Annotated in this window: 22 protein-coding genes; all 22 read right to left on the bottom strand. The window is 35.9% G+C overall.

Going from position 1 to position 24993, the window contains the following annotated elements; genetic code table 11:
- Window positions 1-14: 14 nt before the first annotated feature.
- The 22 genes from mrdA to mtaB all read right to left on the bottom strand — a co-directional run bounded on the left by mrdA (window position 15) and on the right by mtaB (window position 24971).
- Complete coding sequence (gene mrdA / locus ATHE_RS06520; RefSeq protein WP_015907781.1) at window positions 15-2120, bottom strand: penicillin-binding protein 2; 2106 nt, start codon at window positions 2118-2120, stop codon at window positions 15-17.
- Window positions 2121-2642: 522 nt separating this feature from the next.
- The gene (mreC, locus tag ATHE_RS06510) at window positions 2643-3494 is read right to left on the bottom strand and encodes a rod shape-determining protein MreC (protein WP_015907779.1); all 852 of its coding nucleotides are present in this window, start codon (window positions 3492-3494) and stop codon (window positions 2643-2645) included.
- 16 nt (window positions 3495-3510) lie between these two features.
- Window positions 3511-4542: a rod shape-determining protein gene (locus ATHE_RS06505; protein WP_015907778.1), complete on the bottom strand. Its 1032-nt coding sequence runs from the start codon at window positions 4540-4542 to the stop codon at window positions 3511-3513.
- Window positions 4542-5141, bottom strand: a complete 600-nt coding sequence (locus tag ATHE_RS06500; protein ID WP_015907777.1) for a Maf family protein — start codon at window positions 5139-5141, stop codon at window positions 4542-4544. The genes ATHE_RS06505 and ATHE_RS06500 overlap by 1 nt, the downstream gene beginning before the upstream one ends.
- A 172-nt stretch (window positions 5142-5313) precedes the next feature.
- Window positions 5314-7053, bottom strand: coding sequence for an NADH-dependent [FeFe] hydrogenase, group A6 (locus ATHE_RS06495; protein ID WP_015907776.1), 1740 nt, complete (start codon window positions 7051-7053; stop codon window positions 5314-5316).
- A gap of 19 nt (window positions 7054-7072) precedes the next feature.
- The gene (gene nuoF / locus ATHE_RS06490; RefSeq protein ID WP_013430366.1) at window positions 7073-8869 is read right to left on the bottom strand and encodes an NADH-quinone oxidoreductase subunit NuoF; all 1797 of its coding nucleotides are present in this window, start codon (window positions 8867-8869) and stop codon (window positions 7073-7075) included.
- 17 nt (window positions 8870-8886) lie between these two features.
- A complete protein-coding gene (locus tag ATHE_RS06485; protein ID WP_013430367.1) occupies window positions 8887-9276 on the bottom strand; it encodes a (2Fe-2S) ferredoxin domain-containing protein in 390 nt (129 codons plus the stop codon).
- Entirely contained in the window at window positions 9273-9830 is a 558-nt protein-coding gene (locus ATHE_RS06480) for an ATP-binding protein (RefSeq protein ID WP_015907775.1), read from the bottom strand. Before ATHE_RS06480 ends, ATHE_RS06485 begins: the two co-directional genes overlap by 4 nt.
- A gap of 42 nt (window positions 9831-9872) precedes the next feature.
- Window positions 9873-10355 (bottom strand): NADH-quinone oxidoreductase subunit NuoE, encoded by a 483-nt coding sequence (nuoE, locus tag ATHE_RS06475; protein WP_013430369.1) that lies wholly within the window; start codon window positions 10353-10355, stop codon window positions 9873-9875.
- Between the two features lie 108 nt (window positions 10356-10463).
- Entirely contained in the window at window positions 10464-11165 is a 702-nt protein-coding gene (locus tag ATHE_RS06470) for a PHP domain-containing protein (protein WP_013430370.1), read from the bottom strand.
- On the bottom strand, window positions 11149-11499 hold the full coding sequence (locus ATHE_RS06465; RefSeq protein ID WP_015907774.1) for a DRTGG domain-containing protein: 351 nt from the start codon (window positions 11497-11499) through the stop codon (window positions 11149-11151). The genes ATHE_RS06470 and ATHE_RS06465 overlap by 17 nt, the downstream gene beginning before the upstream one ends.
- Window positions 11499-12830 (bottom strand): [Fe-Fe] hydrogenase large subunit C-terminal domain-containing protein, encoded by a 1332-nt coding sequence (locus ATHE_RS06460; protein ID WP_015907773.1) that lies wholly within the window; start codon window positions 12828-12830, stop codon window positions 11499-11501. The genes ATHE_RS06465 and ATHE_RS06460 overlap by 1 nt, the downstream gene beginning before the upstream one ends.
- 32 nt (window positions 12831-12862) lie before the next feature.
- Complete coding sequence (locus tag ATHE_RS06455) at window positions 12863-13282, bottom strand: ATP-binding protein (RefSeq protein WP_015907772.1); 420 nt, start codon at window positions 13280-13282, stop codon at window positions 12863-12865.
- 5 nt (window positions 13283-13287) lie between these two features.
- Window positions 13288-13641 carry a hypothetical protein gene (locus ATHE_RS06450; RefSeq protein WP_013430374.1) on the bottom strand — a complete coding sequence of 118 codons (354 nt, stop codon included), beginning with the start codon at window positions 13639-13641 and terminating at the stop codon, window positions 13288-13290.
- Between the two features lie 20 nt (window positions 13642-13661).
- A complete protein-coding gene (locus tag ATHE_RS06445) occupies window positions 13662-14471 on the bottom strand; it encodes a TlyA family RNA methyltransferase (protein ID WP_015907771.1) in 810 nt (269 codons plus the stop codon).
- The gene (gene dxs / locus ATHE_RS06440) at window positions 14468-16318 is read right to left on the bottom strand and encodes a 1-deoxy-D-xylulose-5-phosphate synthase (RefSeq protein WP_015907770.1); all 1851 of its coding nucleotides are present in this window, start codon (window positions 16316-16318) and stop codon (window positions 14468-14470) included. The genes ATHE_RS06445 and dxs overlap by 4 nt, the downstream gene beginning before the upstream one ends.
- An 18-nt stretch (window positions 16319-16336) precedes the next feature.
- Window positions 16337-16888 carry a hypothetical protein gene (locus ATHE_RS06435; RefSeq protein WP_015907769.1) on the bottom strand — a complete coding sequence of 184 codons (552 nt, stop codon included), beginning with the start codon at window positions 16886-16888 and terminating at the stop codon, window positions 16337-16339.
- A gap of 721 nt (window positions 16889-17609) precedes the next feature.
- Entirely contained in the window at window positions 17610-18089 is a 480-nt protein-coding gene (locus ATHE_RS06425; RefSeq protein ID WP_015907768.1) for a divergent PAP2 family protein, read from the bottom strand.
- Window positions 18064-20208, bottom strand: a complete 2145-nt coding sequence (locus ATHE_RS06420; RefSeq protein WP_015907767.1) for an ATP-dependent helicase — start codon at window positions 20206-20208, stop codon at window positions 18064-18066. The genes ATHE_RS06425 and ATHE_RS06420 overlap by 26 nt, the downstream gene beginning before the upstream one ends.
- Before the next feature lie 6 nt (window positions 20209-20214).
- Window positions 20215-22590 (bottom strand): phenylalanine--tRNA ligase subunit beta, encoded by a 2376-nt coding sequence (pheT, locus tag ATHE_RS06415; protein WP_015907766.1) that lies wholly within the window; start codon window positions 22588-22590, stop codon window positions 20215-20217.
- A gap of 27 nt (window positions 22591-22617) precedes the next feature.
- Entirely contained in the window at window positions 22618-23640 is a 1023-nt protein-coding gene (gene pheS, locus ATHE_RS06410; RefSeq protein ID WP_013430381.1) for a phenylalanine--tRNA ligase subunit alpha, read from the bottom strand.
- A 26-nt stretch (window positions 23641-23666) separates the two neighbouring features.
- Window positions 23667-24971 (bottom strand): tRNA (N(6)-L-threonylcarbamoyladenosine(37)-C(2))-methylthiotransferase MtaB, encoded by a 1305-nt coding sequence (gene mtaB / locus ATHE_RS06405; RefSeq protein WP_015907765.1) that lies wholly within the window; start codon window positions 24969-24971, stop codon window positions 23667-23669.
- Window positions 24972-24993 lie beyond the last annotated feature (22 nt).

The raw sequence follows: 24993 nt of genomic DNA, 5'->3' as shown, positions 1-24993 counted from the left end.
TAAATCCTCCCCCTTTATTGCAACTTTTTCTCTTGTTGCTGAGGTAAATCAAAATAGGCATCTATTATATCCCTTGCAACATATGCTGCATATGAACCATGTCCACCGTTTTCCAAAATTATAGCAAAAGCAATCTGGGGGTCATCATAAGGTGCAAAACCAACAAACCAAGCATGTGCAGCCGATGAGTTTGAATACTGTGATGTTCCTGTTTTCCCTGCCACTGTAAACGGCAAATCCTTGAATGCTTGTCTTGCAGTTCCACCCTCTTCACTTGTAACACTTTTCATTCCTTCAAAAACAGCCTTTTTTGTTGATTCATACATCTTCACCTTGCTTAGTACTTTTGGTACAGACTTATAGATGATTTTCCCATTGGCATCCACAATCTTGTCTATGAGGTTCACCTGATATCTTGTCCCTCCATTTGCAACAGTTGCAATAAAACTTGCCATCTGAATTGGTGTAAATGCATTTATAGACTGACCAATAGCTGCTAAAACGGTATCACCTGGATACCAAGGTTGATTAAATATTTTCTTTTTATTTTCTTCATTTGCAAGTATACCGTTCGACTCACCATCAAGCTGGATGCCAGTTTTGCCACCAAGTCCAAACAGTGTAGCGTATTTATCAATTCTTTCTATTCCAAGTCTTCTACCTGTCTCGTAAAAAAACACATTACAAGAGACCTTTAATGCATCTTCGACGTTCACCCATCCATGGGTCGTGTGGTATCTATTCCATATCCAGCAGGCAGGTGTAAATCCTGATTTTGCATAGTACAAATACCTACCTGTATCCAATATTTTTTCATCCGGCTTGATGACACCTTCCTGAAGACCTGCAATTGCTGTCAGTATCTTAAAAGTTGAACCAGGAGGATATACCCCGGCAATTGCTCTGTTAAACATTGGCCTTGTAGGATCATTAATCAGCTTATACCATTCGCTTGCAGTGATGCCTTTTATAAATACATTAGGATTATATGAAGGATAACTTGTGAGAGCAAGAACATTGCCTGTTTTGATATCAATTACTACCGCTGCACCACTGTTTGCTTTTGGAAATTTTTCACCATAATCACCGTTTCTTATCTTTTGTAAAACTTTTCTGAGCGATTCATAAGCAACTTTTTGAAGTTTAGAATCTACGGTCAGATAGACATTTGCACCCTTTGTTGGCTGTTTTTCTATCTTGACATCATTTATCCTTCCAAACTTGTCAACCTCGATGAGCTGAAGTCCATCTTTACCACGTAAATAATCTTCGCACCTTTTTTCTATTCCCTCAACACCAATTAAACTATCCTGGGAGTATCCTTTGTCTTTTAGCTTTTCGTATTGTTCTTGAGTTATTTTACCTATCCTTCCTACCACAAACGCATTGTATATTGCATCCTTATAAACTCTCACTGCCTTTGCTTCTATGTTTACAAATGAAAACTCTCTACGTCTTTCTTCAATCTCAGCAATTGTCTTCATGGAAATATCAACTGCAATTGTAACAGGTTGATACATTTGATAATAGTTATAAAATAGCATATCCTCAATAGCCATGACCTGAAGAGTTGTTTGTAAGTCAAGATTTTCTGGAATATAAAATTTCTTTCTCAAAAATTCAAAAGCTTGCTGTGCAGAAAAATTCAAGGGAATGTCTCTGTCTTTTTTCCATTGTATTTCTACTTTTTTTGCAAGTTTCTTGTCTGTAATACCAAAGTTAAATCTGATTGGATTTATGTCAATTTTAAATTGATTTATAATTTTGTCTCCATTTTTATCTAAAATGTTCACAATTTCTATTATCTTTTTTGTGAAGTCTCTTTTTTGATTTTTTGTTCGAAGCTGCTGAGTTTTCATAATCTGGAGAACATAAGCAGGTCTGTTATCAGCAAGTGGTCTGCCATTTCTATCATAGATAATACCCCTTGGCGCTTCCAAGCTTGCTTTTTGCATTAATTTCTTTTCTGAAAGCTCATAGTAATAATCTCCCTTTATAATCTGCAAATAACTCAATCGCACAACCAAAATAAACACAAGACATATAAAAAGTATGTATAAAAAAGTCCACCTGTTAAATACATTTTTATCTCTTAACTTTTCTATAAATAACATCTTCATTCTTCTTTCAAATTTCTCCCCTTTTTGAGTTTCAGTAAGTATTTACTCTCTCTCGACACAGTAAAGTAAATGAATATTCCAAATATTGAATTTAGTATAAATTGAATTATAGAATTACTCAATAATACTGAAAGAACTGGTATTTCATTGAAAGCAATACCTATTGCAGTATATTGTGATAAATTTAGGAAAAAGATGTAGATTAAAAGAAATAAGAGAAATATCTCAACTCTTTGCAGATAAATCTTCTCCTTTAGTCTATTTGAGATAATTACAAGTAAAACCATTAAAAAGAGGTTTAAGAAAAAGTTGTTTGTAAATAAAAAACAAAAAACAAAAATGATAAACAGATTAGCTATTATTGCATCTAAAAAATCAAAAAATACAGCGTTACTAACAATGAGTGGTAAAAAAAGTAATACAGTGTTTCCTTTTATTTGAATAACCTCTTGCAGCACTGTTTGAAAAATAATGGCAATAACAATATTTATTCCATGTAAAATAAACTTATTCTTGAGCAATTTACTTAACACCTACCGATAAATTTATATCTTTTACCTGTTTTATTACCATCACATATTCTACGTTTTCGATGTCAGCTAAAGGTTCTATTAAAATGTTTTTAGTAAGCTCAAACTTGTCGTTTTTTATCTGCACAACCCTGCCAATTGCAATTCCTTTTGGAAATATCTCTCCCATCCCAGAGGTTATAACGATATCATTAATTTTAATCTTTGAATCTTTCGAGATATACCTCAACTCACATAATCTCTTTGATAAAAGATTGACACTACCTCTTACAACACCAATTTCCCGTGTACGAACAACCATAGCAGATGCTGAAAAGTCAGGGTCAAGCAGCGTCACTACTTTTGCCCAGTTCGTTCCTGTATCCACAATATATCCTATCAGCCCCTGATTGTTGATAACGACCATGTTTTTCTTTACACCATCTTTTTCTCCTTTATCTATGATAAAAAAACTAAGCCATGCTTCTTGAGCCCTCTGAACAACCCTGGCAATCTCAAAACTTGCAGCCACCCCAATTTGTTCTTTGAGCCCTAAAAGTTCCTTTAATTTTATATTTTCACTTTTTATCTCCTCAATAGTAATTTTATCAGTCTTTAGTTTATTCAGCTCTTCTTTTAATCGCTTGTTCTCAGCGATGATTTGGTTGAGATGAAGTATCCCGCTTATATATTCTCTTATATCTCTTATAACCTTAACTACTTGGGAATTTGCAGGAATATATCCCTCTTTCAATTTTCTCGAGACAATATTTGAATCATAGTTTTTGAGGGATATTACAGTTGCAGCTATACTAAATAAAAATGCAAACAAAACAATAATAGTTAATAAAATATTTTTTTTCAATATATTTCATCCTCCACTACCTTGAGCTCCTGTTAATCATTACCTTTTGCAAGGTTTCAATTTCTTCCAATGCTTTTCCAGCACCTAATGCAACACAATCAAGAGGTCTTTCAGCTATATGAACAGGAAGACCAGTTTCTTTGCTTATAAGTTTGTCAAGCCCTTTTAAAAGCGCACCACCACCTGTTAGCATAATCCCTCTTTCCATAATGTCTGCTGCAAGCTCTGGTGGAGTTTTTTCAAGAGTTTGTTTTATCGCATCAACAATTGCCATAACAGGTTCCTTTAAAGCATCTCTTATTTCTGTGGATGAGACCTTTATTGTCTTTGGAAGGCCTGTTATAAGGTCTCTTCCTTTTATTTCGTACCACTCTTCCTTTTCAAGAGGATATGCAGAACCAATGTTTATTTTTATCTCCTCTGCAGTTCTGTCGCCTATCATTAAGTTGTATTCCTTCTTTATATAGTTTGAAATTGCTTCATCAAACTCATCTCCAGCAATTCTGAGGGATTTACTGGTGACAATTCCACCTAAGGATATCACAGCAACCTCTGAAGTGCCACCACCAATATCTACCACCATGCTACCAGACGGCTCCTCAACAGGAAGACCCGCACCAATTGCTGCTGCCATAGGCTCTTCCATTATATAAACCTCTTTTGCTCCTGCCTTGTAAGCCGATTCTTCCACAGCCCTTCTCTCAACTTCTGTTACACCTGATGGAACACATATTACAACTCTTGGTCTTAAACCAAGAAACGATTTTTTGTATGCTTTTTCCATAAAATACTTTAACATAACCTGAGTTGTATAAAAATCAGCAATAACTCCATCTTTCAATGGTCTTATTGCTACAATGTTGCCAGGTGTTCGGCCAATCATCTCTTTTGCTTCATTTCCAACCGCTAAAATCTTTCCAGTGTCTTTTTGAACAGCCACAACAGACGGTTCATTCACAACAATGCCTTTTCCACGTAAATGTACAAGAGTGTTTGCAGTGCCCAAATCAATTCCCAAATCTCTGTAGAATGATTTTAGAAGTCCCATCACAACTCTCCTTTCATTAAGTCATATCCAAGTTTTTGTAGCATGATGTTTAGCCTGTACAAAGGAAGACCAACTACATTGTAAAAACAGCCATCTATCCTTTCAACAATTAAGCTTCCAAAACCTTGGATTGCATACGCCCCTGCTTTATCAAAAGGTTCTTTTGTTGAGATATATCTTAATATCTCCTCATCGGACATATGCTTTATATAAACATTACTTTTTTCGTATTCTACCAAAATTCTCTCCCTTGGTCCATCAATTATACATACACCGGTGTAAACACTATGCCACTTACCACTTATTTTTCTGAGCATCCAGAAAGCTTCATCTTCATTTGAGGGCTTCCCAAGAATAACTCCTTCAACAAACACCAGAGTATCAGCTGCAATAACCAAAAAATGTTTATTTTCTTCCCTAAGTTTATTAAAAACCTCTTGTGCTTTCTTTTTAGCAAGCTGCATTACATTTTCTTCAACCGAAAGACTTTGATCTATACTTTCATCAATGTTTGATGGAATTATTTCAAACTCAATACCAAACTGCTTTAAAAGCTCTATTCTTCTGGGTGATGAGGATGCAAGAATTAATCTTTTCAATTTTGCTAAATCTAACCCCTTTCCTCTATTGTAGTGAATTTTGCGCAGTCTTTCTTGGCTCTCTGATATTCTATTATATCATTAATATGTTACAAAAAAAATAACTTTTGATAAAAAAAGAAGCTGGCAAATCAGTATTACCAGCTTCCTTTTCTTAAGGTTTAAATTAAGATCAGTATAGTGGTCTTTTTTTATAGTGTGTATGCAGAATATGATGAGCTTTTTCACTATTTGGATGGTCTAAAAACTCTTCATATAATCTTTTTACAGCAGGGTTTTCATGAGACTTTCTTATTGGCAGGGACCTATCTTCGTCGTATATTGCGCTTGCTCTGAGTTTTGCAACATCTACTTTTTCTTTTACCTTTGCAGGAACAATTGGCTGTCCACCACCCATTATGCAGCCACCGGGACATGCCATAATTTCTATAAAATGATACTCTTTTTCTCCGTTTTTGACCATCTCAAGAAGTTTTTTAGCGTTTGCAAGACCATGTGCAACAGCTGCTTTAATCTTCATAGTGCCAACATCAATCTCAGCCTCTCTTATTCCTTCAAGGCCACGAACTTGAGTAATTTCGACATTTTCAAGTGTTTTTCCTGTTAGCACTTCATATACAGTTCGCAGTGCTGCTTCCATTACACCGCCTGTTGTTCCAAAGATGACACCTGCACCTGTTGCATCTCCCATTGGGTCGTCAAAGTGGCTATCTGGCAAGTTCACAAAGTCAATTCCCGCTTCTTTTATCATTCTTGCGAGCTCTCTTGTCGTCAATACTGCATCAACATCTGGATATCCACTTGCAGCAAGTTCTTCTCTTTGAGCTTCGAATTTCTTAGCGGTACATGGCATGACAGATACAACAAACATATTCGCAGGGTCAATTCCCATCTTCTGTGCAAAGTATGTCTTTAAAATAGCACCAAACATCTCATGTGGTGATTTGCAAGTTGATAAGTTGTCTAAAAATTCTGGAAAGTAGTGCTCACAGAACTTTATCCAGCCTGGTGAACATGAGGTTATTAGCGGTAACTTACCACCGTTTTTAATTCGGTTAATAAGCTCTGTACCTTCTTCCATAATGGTAAGGTCTGCGCCTGTGTCTGTATCAAATACTTTGTCAAACCCAAGCATCTTGAGAGCAGTTACCATCTTGCCGGTAACTCTTGTACCAATTGGTAGTCCAAACTCTTCACCAAGTGCAACTCTCACAGCTGGGGCCGCTTGAACAACAACATATTTGTTCTTGTCTGCTAAAGCCTTCCATACAATGTCTGTTGAGTCTTTCTCTCTTAAAGCTCCAACTGGGCAAGCCTGAATACATTGACCGCACATTGTACATGCAACATCATTCAAACTTCTGTCAAATGCGGTGGATATAACTGTTCTGAAACCTCTGTAATTTGCATTAATAACTCCAACCTCTTGAACATTCCTGCAAACATTTATACATCTTTTGCAAAGTATACATTTATTTGGATCTCTTACAACAGAAGGTGAAAAATCATCGAGAGGTCTTCTTATATTTTCACCTTCATATCTAATCTGCTTAACATTTAAATCTTCTGCGAGTTTTTGAAGTTCACAGTTTCCACTTCTGACACATGTCAAGCAGCTCCTGTCATGATTTGAAAGAATAAGTTCAAGATTAACCTTTCTTGCTCTTCTTACCCTTTCACTGTTTGTGATGACCTCCATGCCTTCTGACACAGGATAAACACAAGCAGCCTGCAAGCTTCTTGCCCCTTTTACTTCAACAACGCACATTCTGCAAGCACCAATTTCATTTATACCTTTTAGATAACAAAGGGTTGGAATCTCAACTCCTGCTTCGCGTGCTGCTTGAAGCACTGTATAATCCTTTGGCACCTGAATCTTCTTGCCATCTATTGTTATATTCACCATTTCCATTTGTCATACCCTCCTTTGATTATGCCTTCTTGGAGATTGCTTTAAACGGACACTTCTCTATGCAAACACCGCATTTAATACATTTGCTCTGATCAATCTCAAAAGGCTTTTTAATCTGTCCTGTGATAGCATTTGCAGGACAATTCTTAGCACATATGCCACAACCTTTGCAAAGGTCTTTATCTATCACAATCCTGAGCAGTGCCTTGCAAGCACCTGCTGGACATCTTTTTTCTTTTACATGCGCTTCATACTCATCTCTGAAATATCTCAGCGTGCTTAAAACAGGGTTTGGTGCAGTCTGACCAAGTCCGCAAAGAGCACTGTCTTTAATTGAGTATGCAAGTTCTTCTAACTTTTCTAAATCCTCTTCTGTGCCATTTCCGCTTGTTATCTTCTGCAAAATTTCAAGCATTCTTCTTGTCCCTATTCTACATGGTGGACATTTTCCGCATGACTCGTCAACTGTAAATTCTAAAAAGAATTTTGCTATATCAACCATACAGGTATCTTCATCCATTACAATCATACCGCCAGATCCCATCATTGTACCAAGTGCAGTCAAAGAATCAAAGTCAATTGGTGTGTCCATGAGCGATGCTGGAATACATCCACCTGATGGTCCACCTGTTTGAACTGCCTTAAATTTCTTGCCGCCAGGAATTCCACCACCAATATCCTCAACTATCTCTCTTACAGTTGTTCCCATTGGTACCTCAATGAGACCTGTATTGTTAACCTTTCCAACAAGTGCAAAAACTTTTGTCCCTTTGCTCTTCTCTGTTCCAATTGATGCAAACCACTCTGGTCCCTTTAGAATTATCACTGGAATGTTTGCGTATGTCTCAACGTTATTAAGTAAAGTAGGTTTTCCCCACAAACCTTTTACAGCTGGGAATGGTGGTCTTGGTCTTGGTTCTCCTCTGTGCCCTTCAATTGATGTCATCAGCGCTGTCTCCTCACCGCAGACAAATGCACCAGCACCAAGCCTTATCTCGATATCAAATTCAAATCCTGTGCCGAGTATATTCTTACCCAAAAGTCCGTACTGTCTTGCTTGTTCAATAGCAATTTCTAATCTCTTTACTGCCAATGGATACTCTGCTCTGACATAAACGTAACCTTGCTTTGAACCAATTGCATATCCAGCGATAGCCATTGCTTCAATTACAGAATGCGGGTCACCTTCTAAGATGCTTCTGTCCATGTACGCTCCTGGGTCACCTTCGTCTGCGTTGCAAACAACATACTTAACATCACCTGGAGCTTTTGCTGCAAACTCCCATTTGAGTCCTGTTGGAAATCCACCGCCACCTCTTCCTCTAAGACCTGACCTTTTTACCCAGTCAATCACCTGTTCAGGTGTCATTTCTGTAAGAACCTTTGCCAAAGCCTTGTATCCATCATATGCAATATATTCTTCAATATTTTCTGGATTTATAACACCGCAGTTTCTAAGAGCAATTCGCATCTGTTTTTTATAGAATTTAACCTCATTTAATGATTTTATCTGACCTTCTTCTATGGATTCTTTATACAAAAGCCTCTTTACTATTCTTCCTTTTAAAAGATGCTCTTCCACAATCTCTTTTACATCAGAGTCTGCAACTTTGCTGTAAAATGCTCCTTCAGGATAAACAATTACAATTGGACCTTCCGCACAAAGACCAAAACATCCAGTGCGAATTACCTGAACTTCATCTTTTAGGTTTTGTTCTTCTATTTCTTTAATGAAAGCATCATAAATTTTATCTGACCCACCTGATGTACAACCTGTCCCACCACATACAAGAACATGCGATCTGTACAATGGCATGTTAGCCTTCCCTCCTTTTAGTTATTTGCTTCTTTATTTTCTTCATAGCCAATTGTATACTCATAAACCGGCTTTCCATTTACCAAATGCTCTGCAACAACCCTTGTGACCTTCTCAGGCGTCATCTTGACATATGTGACCTTTTCTTTATTTGGTTCATAAACCTCTACAATTGGTTCATACTTGCAAAGTCCAATACAACCAGTTTGAACAACTGTAACGTTTTTTAAATTTCTTTTTTGAATCTCTTCAATAAATTTTAGCATAACAGGTCTTGCACCTGCTGCTATTCCACATGTTGCCATACCAACAACAACTCTTATACCTTCGCCTTGCTGTTTTCTGAACTCAAGCTCTTCTAACGCTTTTTTCCTTATTTCTTCAAGCTCTTGAATAGATTTAATCATTTATTATTTGCACCTCCGGTTAAATTTGATAAACCTCTTTCTAACTGACCACGTATAAAGTCAAGAACGCTCAGAGTATTTAAAGGAACATTATTGCCCAAAATCTCTCGAATGCTTTTCGTATCAAAAGTAAATTCACTTTGATTGTTTCTGTAACAAAATGTAAAATCTACATTTGGTGCTCCACTTATAAGTGCAAGTAGGGTCTCTGCAATATTTCTAAGAGGAGGTCTGTCTATATGAGAATGTTTCAGTTTTAGCACTATTTTAGTGCCTCTTTCGAGCCTTTCAATATCAAAGCTTCCTTCACAGTCCATTGCAAGTTGTTTTGCTAAAGAAAGACCAAGTCCTACTTTTCGCGTTTTTCTTGTAGTGTAAAAAGGGTCTGTTACTTTATCAATAACATCCTTGGGAATACCTCTTCCGTTATCCTCTATTGTAATGGTAAAAAGGTCCTCTTTCAAATCTTCGACAATTTCAATCTTAACTAAACTTGCACCTGCTTCTATCGAATTTTGAACAAGGTCAAGGATATAAAGCGAAATCTCGTTCAATTATATCACCTTATATTTTCTTACCATTGTCAATTTGTTAAGTTAATATCTTGACAAAATATCTTTAACATCATCCACACTCAATTTCCCGTAAACAGTATTGTCAATCACAACAACTGGAGCAAGTCCGCAAGCTCCTAAGCATCTTGTCGCTTCAATCGAAAATTTTCCATCTTCTGTTGTTTCACCTACATCAATCTTTAAAAGTTCTTTTAACTTATCCAAAATTTTATCTGCACCTTTAACATAACAAGCTGTACCCATGCATACACTTATCTTATGGTCACCTGTCGGCTTTAACGTAAAGCGCGTATAAAATGTTGCAACACCGTAAACCTCCGCCATGGGTATATTGAGTCCTTCTGCTATTCTTTTTTGAACTTCATAGGGCAAATATCCAAAAAGCTCCTGTGCCTCATGTAAAACTGGAATTAAAGCCCCTCTTCTTGATTTATTTTTTTCAATAATCTCATCAAGTTTTTTGAAATTCTCTTCTGTCAGATTCTTACCCTGGCAACAAGACATAAATCTGCATCCCCCTTCTATTGTTAGAAATTTAACATATGGAGTTAAAACCACTGTTAATATTGTAGCATACAACGGGTTATAAATGAAGTATAAATTTTGGAGAATTTAATTGAAAAATATTGTATACAGTATATCACTTTCAATAAAAAATTCCCTTTCATTTATCTCCCATAGATGATGGGCATCTGAGGAATGGAGAAAAATATAATCTTTGTTTTGAGGGAGAAACTTGGTAAATTCTATTTCATTGGTGCCAGATAACTCTAAAAAGGTCAAATTAGTTAGCTCTTCAGGCAAAAAACCAAGCCTTCCAATTACACCAAAAGATTGTCTGTCTATATGAGCAGGTATAAAAACCATGTTGTAGAATTTGGAAACCTCATAAACCTGTTTTAAGTTTAGAGTAAGTGGTTGGAGAAGAAGTTTTTCATAGCTTCCAATTATATTGTCCTGTGTATCAACAATGTATTGATTACCATAAATATCTTCTCTAAGCTTAACAAAAGGTAAATGTTTGTCAATAATGCCCTGAAATTCTCTGATAATTGAAACATCTTTGTGCTTAAAATACAGCAGAACATGAATCTCCTCTTCTGTTTCAATCTCAATTCCAGGTATAAACAGAATGTCAAGTAAACTTGCCACTTCTAAAAAATTTTCAAGGTTTAATGTGGAGTTATGGTCTGTAACAGATATAACATCTAATCCCTTTAACTTTGCCATATTTATTATATTATGTGGTGTCATATCATTATCTGCACACGGAGAAAGCAACGAATGAATATGAAGGTCATAATAAAGCTTCATTTTTATCTTCCTTTTCTTTAAGAATCAACAACCTTGCTGTTTCAAAATGTGAAAGTTCTGTTGTAAAAATTGGAATTTGCTGCTCTATTGATTTTTGAAGCATATCAGCGTCGGGCTTTACTCCTTCTGTCAAGATTATTGCTTTTACTTCTCTGAGAGTTGCTATAGCAACCACATTTACATTGTTTTGAATGGTAATCCATATACTATTGTCCTTAATATGCGATATTGCAAAACTTAAAACATCTCCAATGTATACATTTTCATACTGTTCATCCTTTACAGTCCCATTTGCCAATTCAAAATACCTGCATAAATCTAAAATGCTTGGCACTACTCATCATTCCTTTCAAGTGATGGTGGTAGTTTATTTGAAAGCTCAACCATCTTGTTTGCGAGCTCTTTTATGCTTTCTCTGAGAATAAAAATACAATCTGTATCATTGGCAAAACCACGCACTATATCCTCGGCAAGAGTTTTGCATGTAGGTGAACCACAAGCACCACAGTCCAAACCCGGAAGTATACTTAGGATATTATTTGCCTTTTCAAACTTTTCTATAGCTCTTTCAATATCAGAGTCAAGTTCAAGCACAGGATTTGTCTCCAACTCTTTTTCAAAAAGAACATCCTCAAGCCTGAGAGAAAAACTATTAATAATTTCCGCTGTCCACGCTGAAAGACTCTCTTCTTTGTCTTTTAATTTGGAAGACAATCTTTTAATACGATTTTTGGCAACATACGGATTTTCTACTGCAAGAGGCCCTCCAACACACCCACCAGTGCAAGCAAGACCTTCAAAATATGTGATGTCTTTGAGCCTGCCATTTTCAATCTCTTCTAAAACTTTAACTACGTTGTGAATACCATCAACGTTTATATACTCTTCAATTTCCAACGCCAAGCTTTCGCCACCTGATGCTGCCCATCCAATACCTTTGCCTGAGGTAATTGAAAGAGGCTTTATAACTTTTATTTCTCTTAGCTTACTTCTTACAAGTCCATAAATATCTTTTATCGCTATTACTCCATCCACGTATGAACGCTCAAAACCAAGAGGATTATTTATATATGTCATCTTTGCTGCACATGGAGATATAAAAAAAGCGCCTATTTTGTCTTCATCAATTCCTTTTTCTTTATGTATCTTTTTCTTAGCAATATATGCAGCAACTTCCATAGGTGAAGCAATTGGCAGAATATTCTCGATTAAGTCCGGAAATTTTGTTTGAATAAGCCTTACAACTGCTGGGCATGCAGAGGAAATTACTGGTTTTTTGTTTTTATCAGAAAGAATAAACTGCTTTGTAAAGTGGGTTACTATCTCAGCTGCTTTTGCTACCTCAAATATATCATCAAACCCAAGGTTAAGCAAAGCATACAGAAGCTTATTCACATCATCAACCTCAAACTGAGCGTAAAACGAAGGGGCTGGCAGTGCAACTTTATATTGAAATTTATTGATTTCCTCTAAACTGTCAGTAATGGCATATTTCGCATGGTACGGGCATGTCCTTATGCATTCTCCGCAGTCTATGCACCTTTGGTCAATAATCCTTGCTTTTGAGTTTCGAACTCTAATGGCTTCAGTTGGACATCTTTTAATACAGTTTGTACATCCTTTACATTTTTCTTTGTCAAGCATTATAGAATGTAAATTTTTCATTTATTATTCACTTCCCTAAATATTAAAGATAGTCATTTATTGTAAATAACCATATATACCCTTGTACCTTTTCCTTTTTGTGATTCAATCTCAAAATAATCTGAATACTTCTTCATGTTTGGAAGACCCATACCTGCTCCAAATCCCAAGTTTCTTATCTCTTCTGGAGCGGTGGAATATCCTTCTTTCATAGCAAGCTCAATATCTTCAATGCCAGGTCCATCATCTTGAGCTACTATTTCAATCTTATCTTTTGAAATTACAGCTTTTAAAATCCCACCAATAGAATGTATAACAATATTCATCTCTGCTTCATAAGAGACAATTGCAACTTTTTTAAGTATCTCTGGTTTTACACCAAGTTTCTTTAGAGTCTCCTTAATCTTAGAAGAAGCTTCCCCTGCTAATATAAAATTACCTGGCTCAATCTCAAATTCCAGCTCAAGCAGCATCTTTCTCAGCAGCACCTTTCTTTCCCAAGTCCGTTTTCATAAAGTATTCCACATGCTTGAAACATTGGATAGTCAGTTCCAAGAAGAGCTATACACTTTTCTTTTGCAAGTTTTAACATTTCTTCAGATGGTTGTTTCCCTCGAACAATTATCACAGCTTTTATATCCATCATCTCTGCAGTCCTTACCACTTGAGGATTTACAAGACCTGTCAATAAAATCACCTTTTCTTTTACAAATGCCAAAACGTCACTCATAAGGTCAGAGCCACATGCATTTAAAAATTCTTCGTTACATAGATCTTCAGGCTCGAAATAAACCCTGCAATTTAAAAGTTCCTTAATCTTTGTTAATTTCATAACAAATAACCTCCAAATTTTTACTTTTTCTGACCAAATGTTTCAAAGGCTTGGTTGACAATTTCTTCTATCGTAATGTCAACTATGTTATTTTCGGTCTCATCTTCCATTTTAATATAGAGAAGATACTCTATATTCCCCTCTGGCCCTGTGATTGGCGAATATGTCAAACCCTTGATTGAGATTCCGAGAGAAAAATAGTGATCAATTACCTTTTTGATCACACTTTTATGAGTTTCCTTAGACTTTACAACTCCTCTTTTTCCAACCTCCTTTCTTCCTGCTTCAAACTGGGGTTTTATTAGTAAAATACCTTCTGTGCTGTTCTCCATGAACTCTTTTACCTTCTCTGCAATTAGGTTCAAAGAAATAAAGGAGACATCGCATACTATAATATCAATTTTATCCTGAATACTTTTTCTGTCAAAGTACCTAAAATTAGTCTTTTCAAAATTTACTACTCTCGGGTCCTCTCTTAACTTCCATGCAAGCTGACCATATCCAACATCAACACAGTAAACCTTTTTAGCGCCATGTTGGAGCAAACAGTCTGTAAACCCTCCTGTTGAAGCACCAATGTCAAGGGCTATTTTGCCTTCAACCGAAATTTTAAAAAAATCTAAAGCCTTTTCAAGTTTAAGACCGCCTCTACTGACATATTTTAGTGGCTCTTTAATTATTATCTGGCTCCTTTCATCTATCATTTCCCCTGCTTTTTCTATTTTTTGATTATTCACATATACGTTACCACTCAAAATTAACGCTCTTGCCTTTTCACGTGATTCTACTAGACCTTTTTCAACAAGAAGTAAATCAGCCCTCTTTTTCAACTCTCTATCAGCTCCATAACAATTTTTGTTAAGTTTTCTCTATCCATCCCGAGCATAGAATAAAGCTGAAAAATTGAACCATGAGGAATAAATCTATCAGGTATAGCTATGTGCTTAATCTCTACTGATTTTTCTTCAGCTATAATACTTTTTATTTTTTCACCAAGTCCACCGATAATACTGTTGTCCTCTACAATTAAAATCTTTTTATGTGTATTTACTATTCTTTTTATAATCTTGGTATTCAAAGGTTTTATAAATCTTACATTTACCAGTGTTGCATCCAACTTGTTTTTGCTAATAATATCATACAACATTGAAACATGTCTTCCAATAGAAAATATAGCCAGATTCACTCCTTCTTTTAATATCTCTGGTTCAGAAAGTTTAATTTCATCGTAAAGACCAACTTGCTTACAGCTCCCGCGTGGATACCTTATTGCAATAGGGCCGTCCTGGTAGAAAGCTGCAAATTCCAACATCATTTCAAATTCTTTTGTATCCTTTGGCACCATCAATGTCAAGTTTGGAATTAGGCTCAAATACGATATATCAAAACTTCCATGGTGTGTTTCTCCATCCTCGCCTACAAGACCTGCTCGGTCTACACAGAAGACCACATTCAAATTTTGAAGACACACATCATGAATAATCTGGTCAAAAGCTCTTTGCAGGAAGGTTGAATATATAGCCACAAATGGTTTAAATCCCTCTTTAGCAAGAGCACCTGCAAAAGTGACCGCATGTTCCTCTGCTATTCCAACGTCAAAAAACCTTTGAGGATACATCTTTGCAAACCTGCTAAGACCAGTACCATCTGGCATTGCAGCGGTAATTGCTAATATCTTTGGATTGCGCTTGGCAAGCTCGCAAAGCTTATCACCTAAAACCTCAGAAAATGTCTTTGAAGTATTGTCAGATAAGTGATTTCCTGTTTCTATGTCAAATGGTGGAACACCATGGAATTTTTCTGGAAATCTTTCAGCATGTTCATATCCTTTACCTTTTTGTGTAACAACATGAACCAAAACAGGTCTTTCAAAATCTTTAACACTTTTGAATACCTCACAAAGTCTTTCTATATCATGACCGTCAATAGGTCCATAATATTCAAATCCAAGAGCTTCAAACAAAGTCCCAGGAAAGAAAAAATATTTTAAACTTCCTTTTACTTTTCTCACAAACTTGCTTAAGTTTTTACCAACAATCGGAATTCCTTCTACCAAACTATCAGCAGCCTTTTTCAATTTAAAATAACGTGGTTTTGTTCGTACCTTTGATAGATATTTTGCAATCGCACCAACATTTTTGGAGATTGACATGTCATTGTCATTCAAAATAACAAGAAGTTTACCATTATATCTGCCTGCATTATTGAGCCCTTCATATGCAAGTCCTCCAGTTAAAGCTCCATCTCCTATTACCGCAATCACATCGTAGTCTTCGTTTTTAAGATCACGTGCAACTGCAAATCCCAATGCAACAGAAATAGAAGTAGAACTGTGTCCAGTATCAAACGAGTCATAAATGCTTTCTTTTGATTTTGGAAAACCGCTCAAACCACCAAATTTCCTTAAAGTGTTAAATTTTTGCTTTCGTCCTGTCAAAATCTTATAAACATAACATTGATGTCCTACATCCCACACAATTTTATCTTTTGGTGGATCAAATACTTTTAACAGAGCAAGAGTTAGCTCAACAACTCCCAAATTTGCCGCCAAGTGTCCACCTGTATTGGCGATGTTATACAACAGAAATTCTCTTATTTCTTCAGCAAGTTCATAAAGTTCAGATATACTCAATCTTTTTATATCTTCAGGATAGTTTACTTTTTCTAATATACCCAATACCTCTCACTTCCCAAGTTACATTTTTAAAAATATTCCAAGTACTTTTCCACATATTTTTACAATCTCATTGCTCTTTTGGATTGCAAAATATTTTCCGATTGACTTGCCAGATATTGTTATAGCAGCAACTATTGCAGTCAGAAGTATAGAAAGAAGAATGGGATTGGCTTTGCTATTTTTTGCCATATAAAATACAATACTTGCAGAAAGTGCTCCACTCAATATTCCGCATATATCTCCTATAACATCGTTGCAAATAGAAGACACTTTGCTTGCATTTTTTATGAGCCATACACTCACTTTTGCCCCTTTTACTTTCTTTGCAGCCATCGCGTGAAAAGGAACCTCATCAGCTGCGGTTGTAGCAATCCCTATTATGTCAAAGATTATCCCTAATAAAATTATGCAAAATAAAAGTATAAATGAAATTATTACAGGTAATCTTTCTGATACATAGCTTGAAATGTAGTTTAGAGTAGCAGACAATAAAAACGATAAAATAAACAATTTTAATGTCCATTTGAAATATTCTCGTTTTCTATTCTGAATTTTTTTCTTATTTTTCATTTTTCATCTCCTAAGACATACTATTTGAAAAATACATAAATTTATTGGGATAGGGTGATTTTACGAAGGGTAAATTTTGCGGCTTAAGGTCTGGTAGGATTTCCCCCAAACTTACCTCCCGTCGCCAGGAGGCGGTTTCCCTTTAAAAGTTTGGGTGTGCGGTTGCCCAACACACAACCAGATCGCCACTTAGTCCGCACTTTAATCCCCTTCGTAAAGCCAAATACTTGGCACAGCCTAGGAGCTTTCCTCGACAGAGGGCATGCTTTCTAGCCTCTTTTGCGAAATAGATTTCAGGCCCCAAGACCTTCCTAAAAACGGGCCCTATTTTTAGGAAGGCCGGAAATTCGGCCATCCGTCTATTCCGCTCAAGGCAGGCTACACTACCCCAAGCACATCCTTTTTTAAAAGGACGCACCTGGCAGTAGGTTTTACTAACGCACAAAAAGCTTCTTTCTTTTTGTGCGTTAGCCTCCACGGGAAAAGGGTTGCATCCTGCATGCCATTGCAGGACTCCCTTAACCCTTACTCCCAGCTCCAACCCCTGACTGGGCGTCAGAAGCCGGAACCAGGAACTTCATCGGTGTGCCCTTTGGCGGATTTTTAGGCCCGCCTTCGAAAGCAGCCACTCTGACTAGGATACTGCATCACCCTATCCCATTTAACATTCTTGGATTATTCAGTTTTCAGAATATTATTATATCACAGCTTTTGTTTTGCTTCAAATCATTATTGTGGCAATTAATATTCCAACTATAGCTCCTGCAAAGACTTCTGTAGGTTTGTGACCTATGAGCTCTTTTAGTTTATATTGAGGCTTGTAATGTGGTGAAAGATACATCTCAATTATTTCATTTAAAGTCTGTGCCTGTTTCCCAGCCTCTCTTCTTACTCCTGCTGCATCGTACATTACAATTAAAGTGAATGTTAATGAAATAGCAAAATTGGTTGAACTAAATCCATCTATAAGTCCTACAGCAGTTGAAAGCCCACATGCAAACGCTGAATGAGAACTTGGCATTCCTCCAGAGCTTATAAACCATTTAAGATTAACTTTTCGTGTCATGATAAATGCTATCACAATCTTTAAAAACTGTGCAACAAACCAGCTGACAACACCAACCTCAAGCGCCTTATTCTTTAAAATCTCTAACACAACCTCTTTCATCTTTCCATCAACCAATCCTCTTGAGATTTGCATATGACAGAAGCAACCTCTTCTGACCAATCTCTTCAAACTCTACTACTACCTCTTTCATATCGTCTGAAAGCCAAATAACCTTCCCAACTCCAAACTTGCCATGCTTAACCTTGCTCCCCACATGCAGATTGCTACTTGATATATTTTCTTCCTTACCATTTTTGACGGCAAAATTCCCTTGAATTTTAGTAATAGGATTGTGAACAACCTGAATGTACTTCTGCGGAATCTCTTCAATAAAACAAGACCTTTGTCGTGAAGAAAACTTGCCAAATACTCTTCGATTGTTAGCATATGTCAGAACAAGAAGCTTTTTTGCTCTGGTAATTGCAACATAACACAGTCTTCTTTCTTCTTCAAGTTCCTTTTCAGCATCAATGGGTTCTTCTGCCCTAACAAGTGGAAACAATCCTTCTTCAAGTCCTGTGAGAAAGACAACTTCAAATTCCAATCCTTTTGCAGCATGAACTGTCATAAGTGAAACTTTCTCTTCTTTTTGAGTATCTTCATCTTCAGAACTCAAAGTAATAGAGTTCAAAAAATTTTGCAAGGTTGGCTCTTCATTTTCTTCTTCAAAAATAGCTGCAGTGCTTATAAGCTGTTCAATATTTTTAGCTCTTTGAAACTCCTCTTCACTTTTGCTACTGAGCAAACTTTCTAAATACCCTGTCTTGTCAAGCACAAGTTTAATGGTCTGAGTTACAGACAAATTTTCTGCCTCAGCTTTTAAATCTTCTATTAACAAAGTGAACCTATTCAGCTTTTCATATATCTTCTTGTCAAAATCAATCTTTGCTCGCTCGAGTAAAACTGTATACGCTGAAACGCCATACTCTTCACTCAAAACTTTTATTTTCTCTAAAGTACTGTTCCCAATTCCTCTTCTGGGAACATTGATAATCCTAAATAGACTCAAATCGTCATGCGGATTTGTGATAAGTCTCAAATAAGCAATTATATCTTTTATTTCTTTTCTTTCATAAAATCGCAAAGCACCTACAACTTTATAGGGTACAGAATAAGCTGAAAGTGCATTCTCAAAGTTTACAGATTGAGCATTTGTTCGGTAGAGCACTCCTATTTCTGAGGGGGAAATCCCGCTTTCAATAAGATTTTTCACACTCGATGCAACAAACTCCGCTTCATTTACTTCGTCAAAAGCTGAGTACAGAAAAATCTTTTCGCCATCAATGTTATCTGTCCACAATTTTTTAAATTTTCTGTAATTGTTGTTTTTTATAACCTCATTTGCAGCTGATAGTATTATCTTTGTAGACCTGTAGTTTTTTTCTAATTTTATCACCTTGGCATCGCTAAACACCTTTTCAAATTCCAAAATATTTTTTATATTTGCTCCTCTGAAACTGTATATACTTTGGTCGTCATCACCGACAACACAGACATTTCTGTGTTTCTGTGAAAGTAAATAAATAAAATAAAACTGAGCGCGATTAGTGTCCTGGTACTCATCTACCAAGATATATTTAAACTTGTTTTGATATTTCTCTAAAATATCAGGGTTTGTTTCAAAAAGAACTACAGTGTAATACAAAAGGTCATCAAAGTCAAACGCATTGTATTCTTTCAGAAGTTTATTATAAAGTTTATATACTTCAACAACACGACCATCAACATTACCGTATCTGTATACATCAGAAGGCCCAATTAACTGATTTTTGAAATTGCTAATCTGCCTTGATACATATCTGATATCAAGCCTCTCTGTGTCGATGTTTAGCTTGTCAAAACACTCTTTCAAAAGCTGGTTTCTATCCTGTGCATCAAATATTACAAAGTTGTTTGAAAACCCTATATTATGAGCTTCCATTCTCAAAATCCTTGCACACGCAGCATGAAAAGTAGACACCCACATCTCTGAAAATGATTGGGTGCTAACAAGCCTTTTTATTCTTTCTTTCATCTCATCAGCAGCTTTGTTTGTAAACGTAATTGCAAGGATATTAGCCGGATTTGCTAATCCCATATTCAATATATATGCTATTCTATATGTTATGACACGAGTTTTCCCTGAACCTGCACCAGCCAATACTAAAAGCGGCCCTTCTGTTGAAAGAACCGCCTCTTTTTGCTGATCATTTAATTCTTTTAGCCATTCCATATCTTTCTACTCCCGCAAACTTATATTGTAGTTTTTAAGCTCATCTAAAATCTTCTCTTGAATCTGGTTAATATCACTATCTGAAAGTGTTTTTAATTTTGACCTGAAAACTGCTCTATAGGCATAGCTTTTGAAACCTTGCTTTATTTGTTGTCCCTTGTAAACATCAAACAGACGAAACTCTTCTAAAATGTCAGAGCTATATTTTTTGAAAATTTCTTCAATAACCCTGCTTTCTACATCATCTGGTACAACAAATGCATAGTCTCTCTCAATAGCTGGATATTTCGGAAGTTGAACATACCTCTTTTCTTCCTTCTCAGCCTCAAGCAGCTCATCTATAAAAAGTTCTGCATATACAACTCTTACAGGTATGTCAAATCTTTCTAATATATCCGGATGGACTTCTCCAATGTAGCCTATGAGAAAACTTTCCTCGGTATAAATCTTTGCTGAACGTGTAGGATGCAAATTTGAATTTTGATGTTGCGATGAAAACTTAACATCTTTTATTCTAAGCATGTCAAAAAGATTTTCAAGTACACCCTTTAAAGAATAAAAATCCTGAGCCGAACTTCCTATTGCTAAAACAAGTTTTTCATGCGGAAGTTTTTTATTAGATTTTTTAAATACTGTAGATAGCTCAAATACTTTTACGTCTTTTATATTTCGGGATATATTGAGATAAACTGTTTTTAATACAGAAGACATAAGCTGCATTCGCATGATAGAAAAATCTTCACCGAGTGGATTTAAAATCTTGACAGCATCATCCAAGTTATACCCTTTTAAAATCTCATAAACTTTTGGCGATTCAAATGAATATGAATAAATTTCATAATAACCACTGTTGGCAAGAAAAATTTTTATATTGTTTACTATTTTTTGCTTTTGGGTGAGACCAGACGAAATAGCACTTCCCATGAAAACCCTTGAAGGTAGTTTATCATATCCATATATTCTTATAACTTCTTCAGAAATGTCAGCCATATCTTCAATGTCAGTCCTAAAAGGTGGTGCTATAAATACATCTTTTACTTCGTCATATTTTATTTCAAGTCTGCTAAGAATATTCACCACTTCATCTTTTTCAATTCTAAGACCAAGAAGTTTTTCTATATATGAAAAATCAGCTTTTACTTCTACTTGCTGCCATGGGTCAACATAGGTATCTACAGCTCCTTTTACAATCTCGCCTGCTCCAATTTGTTCAATCAAAGCGCACGCTCTTTGAATTGCGAGTTCTGCAAAGTATGGGCTCAAACCTTTTTCAAACCTGTTTGAAGCCTCTGTTCTAAGCCCTAAATATCGTGCTGTCCTTCTTACCATTGCGGGATTAAAAGTTGCAGACTCTAAAAGTACAACTTTTGTACTCTCATCAACTTCAGTATCTAATCCTCCCATCACACCTGCAACTGCTATGGCTCTGTTTTCATCTGCAATAACAATGTCAGATGACCGCAAAACCCTCTCTACACCATCAAGAGTTATAATCTTTTCACCATCACTTGCAAGTCTTACAAAAACATTTCTGCCACAAATCTTGTTGAGGTCAAACGCATGAAGAGGCTGACCCATCTCGAGCATTACATAATTTGTCACATCGACAATATTATTTATTGGTCTTATACCGCAAGCCACAAGTCTTCTTCTTAGCCACAGAGGTGACTGTTCAATCTTTATGTTTTTTATAACTCTTCCGATATACCTTCTGCAAATCTTTTTATCCTGAATTTCAATATTATCTATATAATTTTTTATCAATTCATCTGTCTCTTTGAAACTTACATTTGGAAACTTCAGAGGTTTGTTTAAAATAGCAGCTATCTCTCTTGCAATACCCACAATGCTCAAACAGTCGGGCCTGTTTGAGGTTATCTCAAAATCAATTATCACATCATCTATTCCAAGTGCAATCTTTATGTCATTCCCTATCATGCTGTCATCCATACCTTCAAGTATAAATATACCATTCTCATCAGCATATGGAAACTCTCCGCGGGTAAGTCCAAGCTCTTCCAGCGAACATAACATTCCTTCCGATAATATTCCCTTGAACTCAAGAACATCAATTGTTTTACCATTTTCTAAGACAGCACCTGGTTTTGCTACAGGAACATATAAACCTTCTTTTACATTCTTTGCTGCAGTTATTATTGTAAGTATTTTATCTTTTATATCTACTTTACAAACAAAAAGATTCTGGTTATGAGGGTGCAAAGAAATTTCTAAAATCTTACCCACTACAACATTTTTAATATTCTCAAGTCTCTTCTCATATCCCTCAACCTTTGTTCCGCTCATAGTAAGTTTATCAACAAGCTCATCTACCGAACAATCTATATCAACATAACTTTTCAACCATTCTAATGAAACCTTCAATATTCTTCACTCCTTCTGTATAAAGTTTTATCTGAATTGTTTCAAAAATCTCAAATCATTTTCGTAAAAGAGCCTAATATCCTCAATCTCATATCTCAAAAGTGCTATTCTTTCAACACCCATACCAAATGCAAAACCAGTATATATATCTGGATCAATCCCACAGTTCAAAAGAACCTTTCTGTGAACCATTCCTGCACCAAGTATTTCTATCCAACCTTCACCCTTACATGTTCTACATCCTTTCCCACCACAGAAGATACATGAAATATCAACCTCGGCCGAAGGTTCAGTAAACGGAAAATGATGTGGTCTGAACCTAACCTTGGTCTGTTCACCAAAAAATCTCTTTGCAAACACTTCAAGTGTCCCTTTTAAATCAGCCATTGTAACACCTTTGTCAACAAATAGTCCTTCTATTTGATGAAAAATAGGAGAGTGTGTGCTATCTACCTCGTCCGACCTGTACACCCTTCCAGGAGAAATTATTTTAATTGGAGGCTTTTTACTTTTCATAACCCTGATTTGAACAGGGGAGGTATGCGTTCTCAAAAGTACGTCTTCAGAAATATAAAAAGTATCTTGTGTATCTCGTGCAGGATGGTCAGCTGGGATATTAAGTGCTTCAAAGTTATAATAATCAAGCTCTACTTCTGGTCCCTCCGCAATTTCATACCCCATATTTAAAAAGATTTCTGCTATTTCATTTTGAACCTGAGAAAGAATATGAATGGCTCCTATTTCCACTCTTTTGCCAGGTATAGTAACATCAATGCGTTCACTTTGTATCCTCTTTTGCTTCTCTTCCTCTAAAAACCTTTTTCGCTGGATAGCAATGCTTTCCTCAAGGTACTCTCTCAGACTATTTAATTCTTTTCCCACTTGAGCACGAATTGCTGGTTCAAGTTTTGATAGTTCTTTTAACTTACTTTTCAAAATGCCTTTTTTACCTAAATATTTGACCTGAAAATCTTCAAGTTCCTGTAAACTTTTGATTCTTGATAGTTCTTCTATGCATTGGTTTTTTAAATTTGCTATGTCAGTGTTCAATCCTACACACCACCTTTTTGTATTTTTTATTGAATTATTTCTCCTTTAACATATTGTCTATAAGCCTGTGTAATCTTAACTTTGTAAATTTCCCCATGTACTATCATATGACTTTTCCTTATTAGAGTACGGATATAATTTCCTGAATACCCTTCATAATATCCGTCAAAATCAGAATCCTGTTCAATCAAAACTTCTAACGTCTTCCCAACAAACTTACTATGAAATTGATATGAAAGGCTTGCTGCCACTTCTTTCATTATCTTGCTTCGTCTTTCTTTTTCTTTGCTATCTACTTGGTTTGGCATCTCATATGCTTTAGTACCCTTCTTTGGAGAAAACCTGAACACGTGAATTCTTGAAAAACCTATTTTCTGAACAAAATCTAAAGTAGCGTTAAAATCTTCTTCTGTTTCGCCCGGAAAACCCACTATAATATCAGTAGTAAATGCTACATCATCCCATTTTTCTCTTATTCTATCTACTATACTTTGATACTGTGCTGTAGTGTAATGTCTGTTCATAAGTTTCAATATTTTATCACTGCCACTTTGAAGGGAAAGATGCAAATGATGGCACAGTTTGTCAAAACTAAGTAACCTCTCTATAAATTCACCATTCATTATAACCGGTTCTAATGAACTCAGTCTGATTCTTTTAACACCTTCAATCTTATTTACCCTCTCAATAACATCTATAAGTGTAACCTTCTCATCCAAATCCTTCCCATAAGATGAGATGTTAATTCCTGTAATAACAAATTCTTTGTATCCCTTCTGAACAAGCCTTATAACCTCTTCTTCTATACTTTTTAAACTTCTGCTTCTAACTGCTCCCCTTGCATACGGGATTATACAATAAGAACAAAACTGGTCACAACCTTCTTCTATCTTTATGAAAGCACGGCTACGCTCATTAAATTCTGATATCTTAAGCTCTTCAAATGCTTCTCTTTTATAATCTTCATTTATTGCTACAATTTTCTTTTTGTCCTCCAAATATTGTCTAACATAATCAACAATCTTTTGTCTATCTTTTGTTCCAATTATGATATCTACATCTTCTATCTTTTCAACCTCTTGGGGATACACTTGCGGGTAACATCCCATTACAACTACGATACTTTGCGGAGAAAGTTTTTTAGCCTTTTTTATTGCCTGTCGTGATTTTCTATCGCTTATGTTGGTAACTGTACAGGTATTTATCACGTACACGTCTGCTTTGCTGTCAAAGTCGACAATCTCAAACCCGCTTTCTTTAAAAAGTTCAGCTACTGCCTGGGTTTCATACTGATTGACCTTACATCCAAGTGTATAAAAGGCAATCTTCAATTTAATTTGTTCACCTCCACAT

The sequence above is a fragment of the Caldicellulosiruptor bescii DSM 6725 genome (assembly GCF_000022325.1).
Lineage (GTDB): Bacteria > Bacillota > Thermoanaerobacteria > Caldicellulosiruptorales > Caldicellulosiruptoraceae > Caldicellulosiruptor > Caldicellulosiruptor bescii.
This window is presented reverse-complemented; position numbering and strand designations above follow the sequence as displayed.

What these genes read in the sequence shown, in the direction of transcription:
- mrdA (WP_015907781.1), bottom strand. Translation starts at nt 2,120, where the DNA reads ATGAAGATGTTATTTATAGAAAAGTTAAGAGATAAAAATGTATTTAAC.
- ATHE_RS06505 (WP_015907778.1), bottom strand. Translation starts at nt 4,542, where the DNA reads ATGGGACTTCTAAAATCATTCTACAGAGATTTGGGAATTGATTTGGGC.
- ATHE_RS06495 (WP_015907776.1), bottom strand. Translation starts at nt 7,053, where the DNA reads ATGGAAATGGTGAATATAACAATAGATGGCAAGAAGATTCAGGTGCCA.
- nuoF (WP_013430366.1), bottom strand. Translation starts at nt 8,869, where the DNA reads ATGCCATTGTACAGATCGCATGTTCTTGTATGTGGTGGGACAGGTTGT.
- ATHE_RS06485 (WP_013430367.1), bottom strand. Translation starts at nt 9,276, where the DNA reads ATGATTAAATCTATTCAAGAGCTTGAAGAAATAAGGAAAAAAGCGTTA.
- nuoE (WP_013430369.1), bottom strand. Translation starts at nt 10,355, where the DNA reads ATGTCTTGTTGCCAGGGTAAGAATCTGACAGAAGAGAATTTCAAAAAA.
- ATHE_RS06470 (WP_013430370.1), bottom strand. Translation starts at nt 11,165, where the DNA reads ATGAAGCTTTATTATGACCTTCATATTCATTCGTTGCTTTCTCCGTGT.
- ATHE_RS06460 (WP_015907773.1), bottom strand. Translation starts at nt 12,830, where the DNA reads ATGAAAAATTTACATTCTATAATGCTTGACAAAGAAAAATGTAAAGGA.
- ATHE_RS06455 (WP_015907772.1), bottom strand. Translation starts at nt 13,282, where the DNA reads ATGCTGCTTGAGCTGGAATTTGAGATTGAGCCAGGTAATTTTATATTA.
- ATHE_RS06450 (WP_013430374.1), bottom strand. Translation starts at nt 13,641, where the DNA reads ATGAAATTAACAAAGATTAAGGAACTTTTAAATTGCAGGGTTTATTTC.
- ATHE_RS06435 (WP_015907769.1), bottom strand. Translation starts at nt 16,888, where the DNA reads ATGAAAAATAAGAAAAAAATTCAGAATAGAAAACGAGAATATTTCAAA.
- ATHE_RS06425 (WP_015907768.1), bottom strand. Translation starts at nt 18,089, where the DNA reads ATGCAAATCTCAAGAGGATTGGTTGATGGAAAGATGAAAGAGGTTGTG.
- ATHE_RS06420 (WP_015907767.1), bottom strand. Translation starts at nt 20,208, where the DNA reads ATGGAATGGCTAAAAGAATTAAATGATCAGCAAAAAGAGGCGGTTCTT.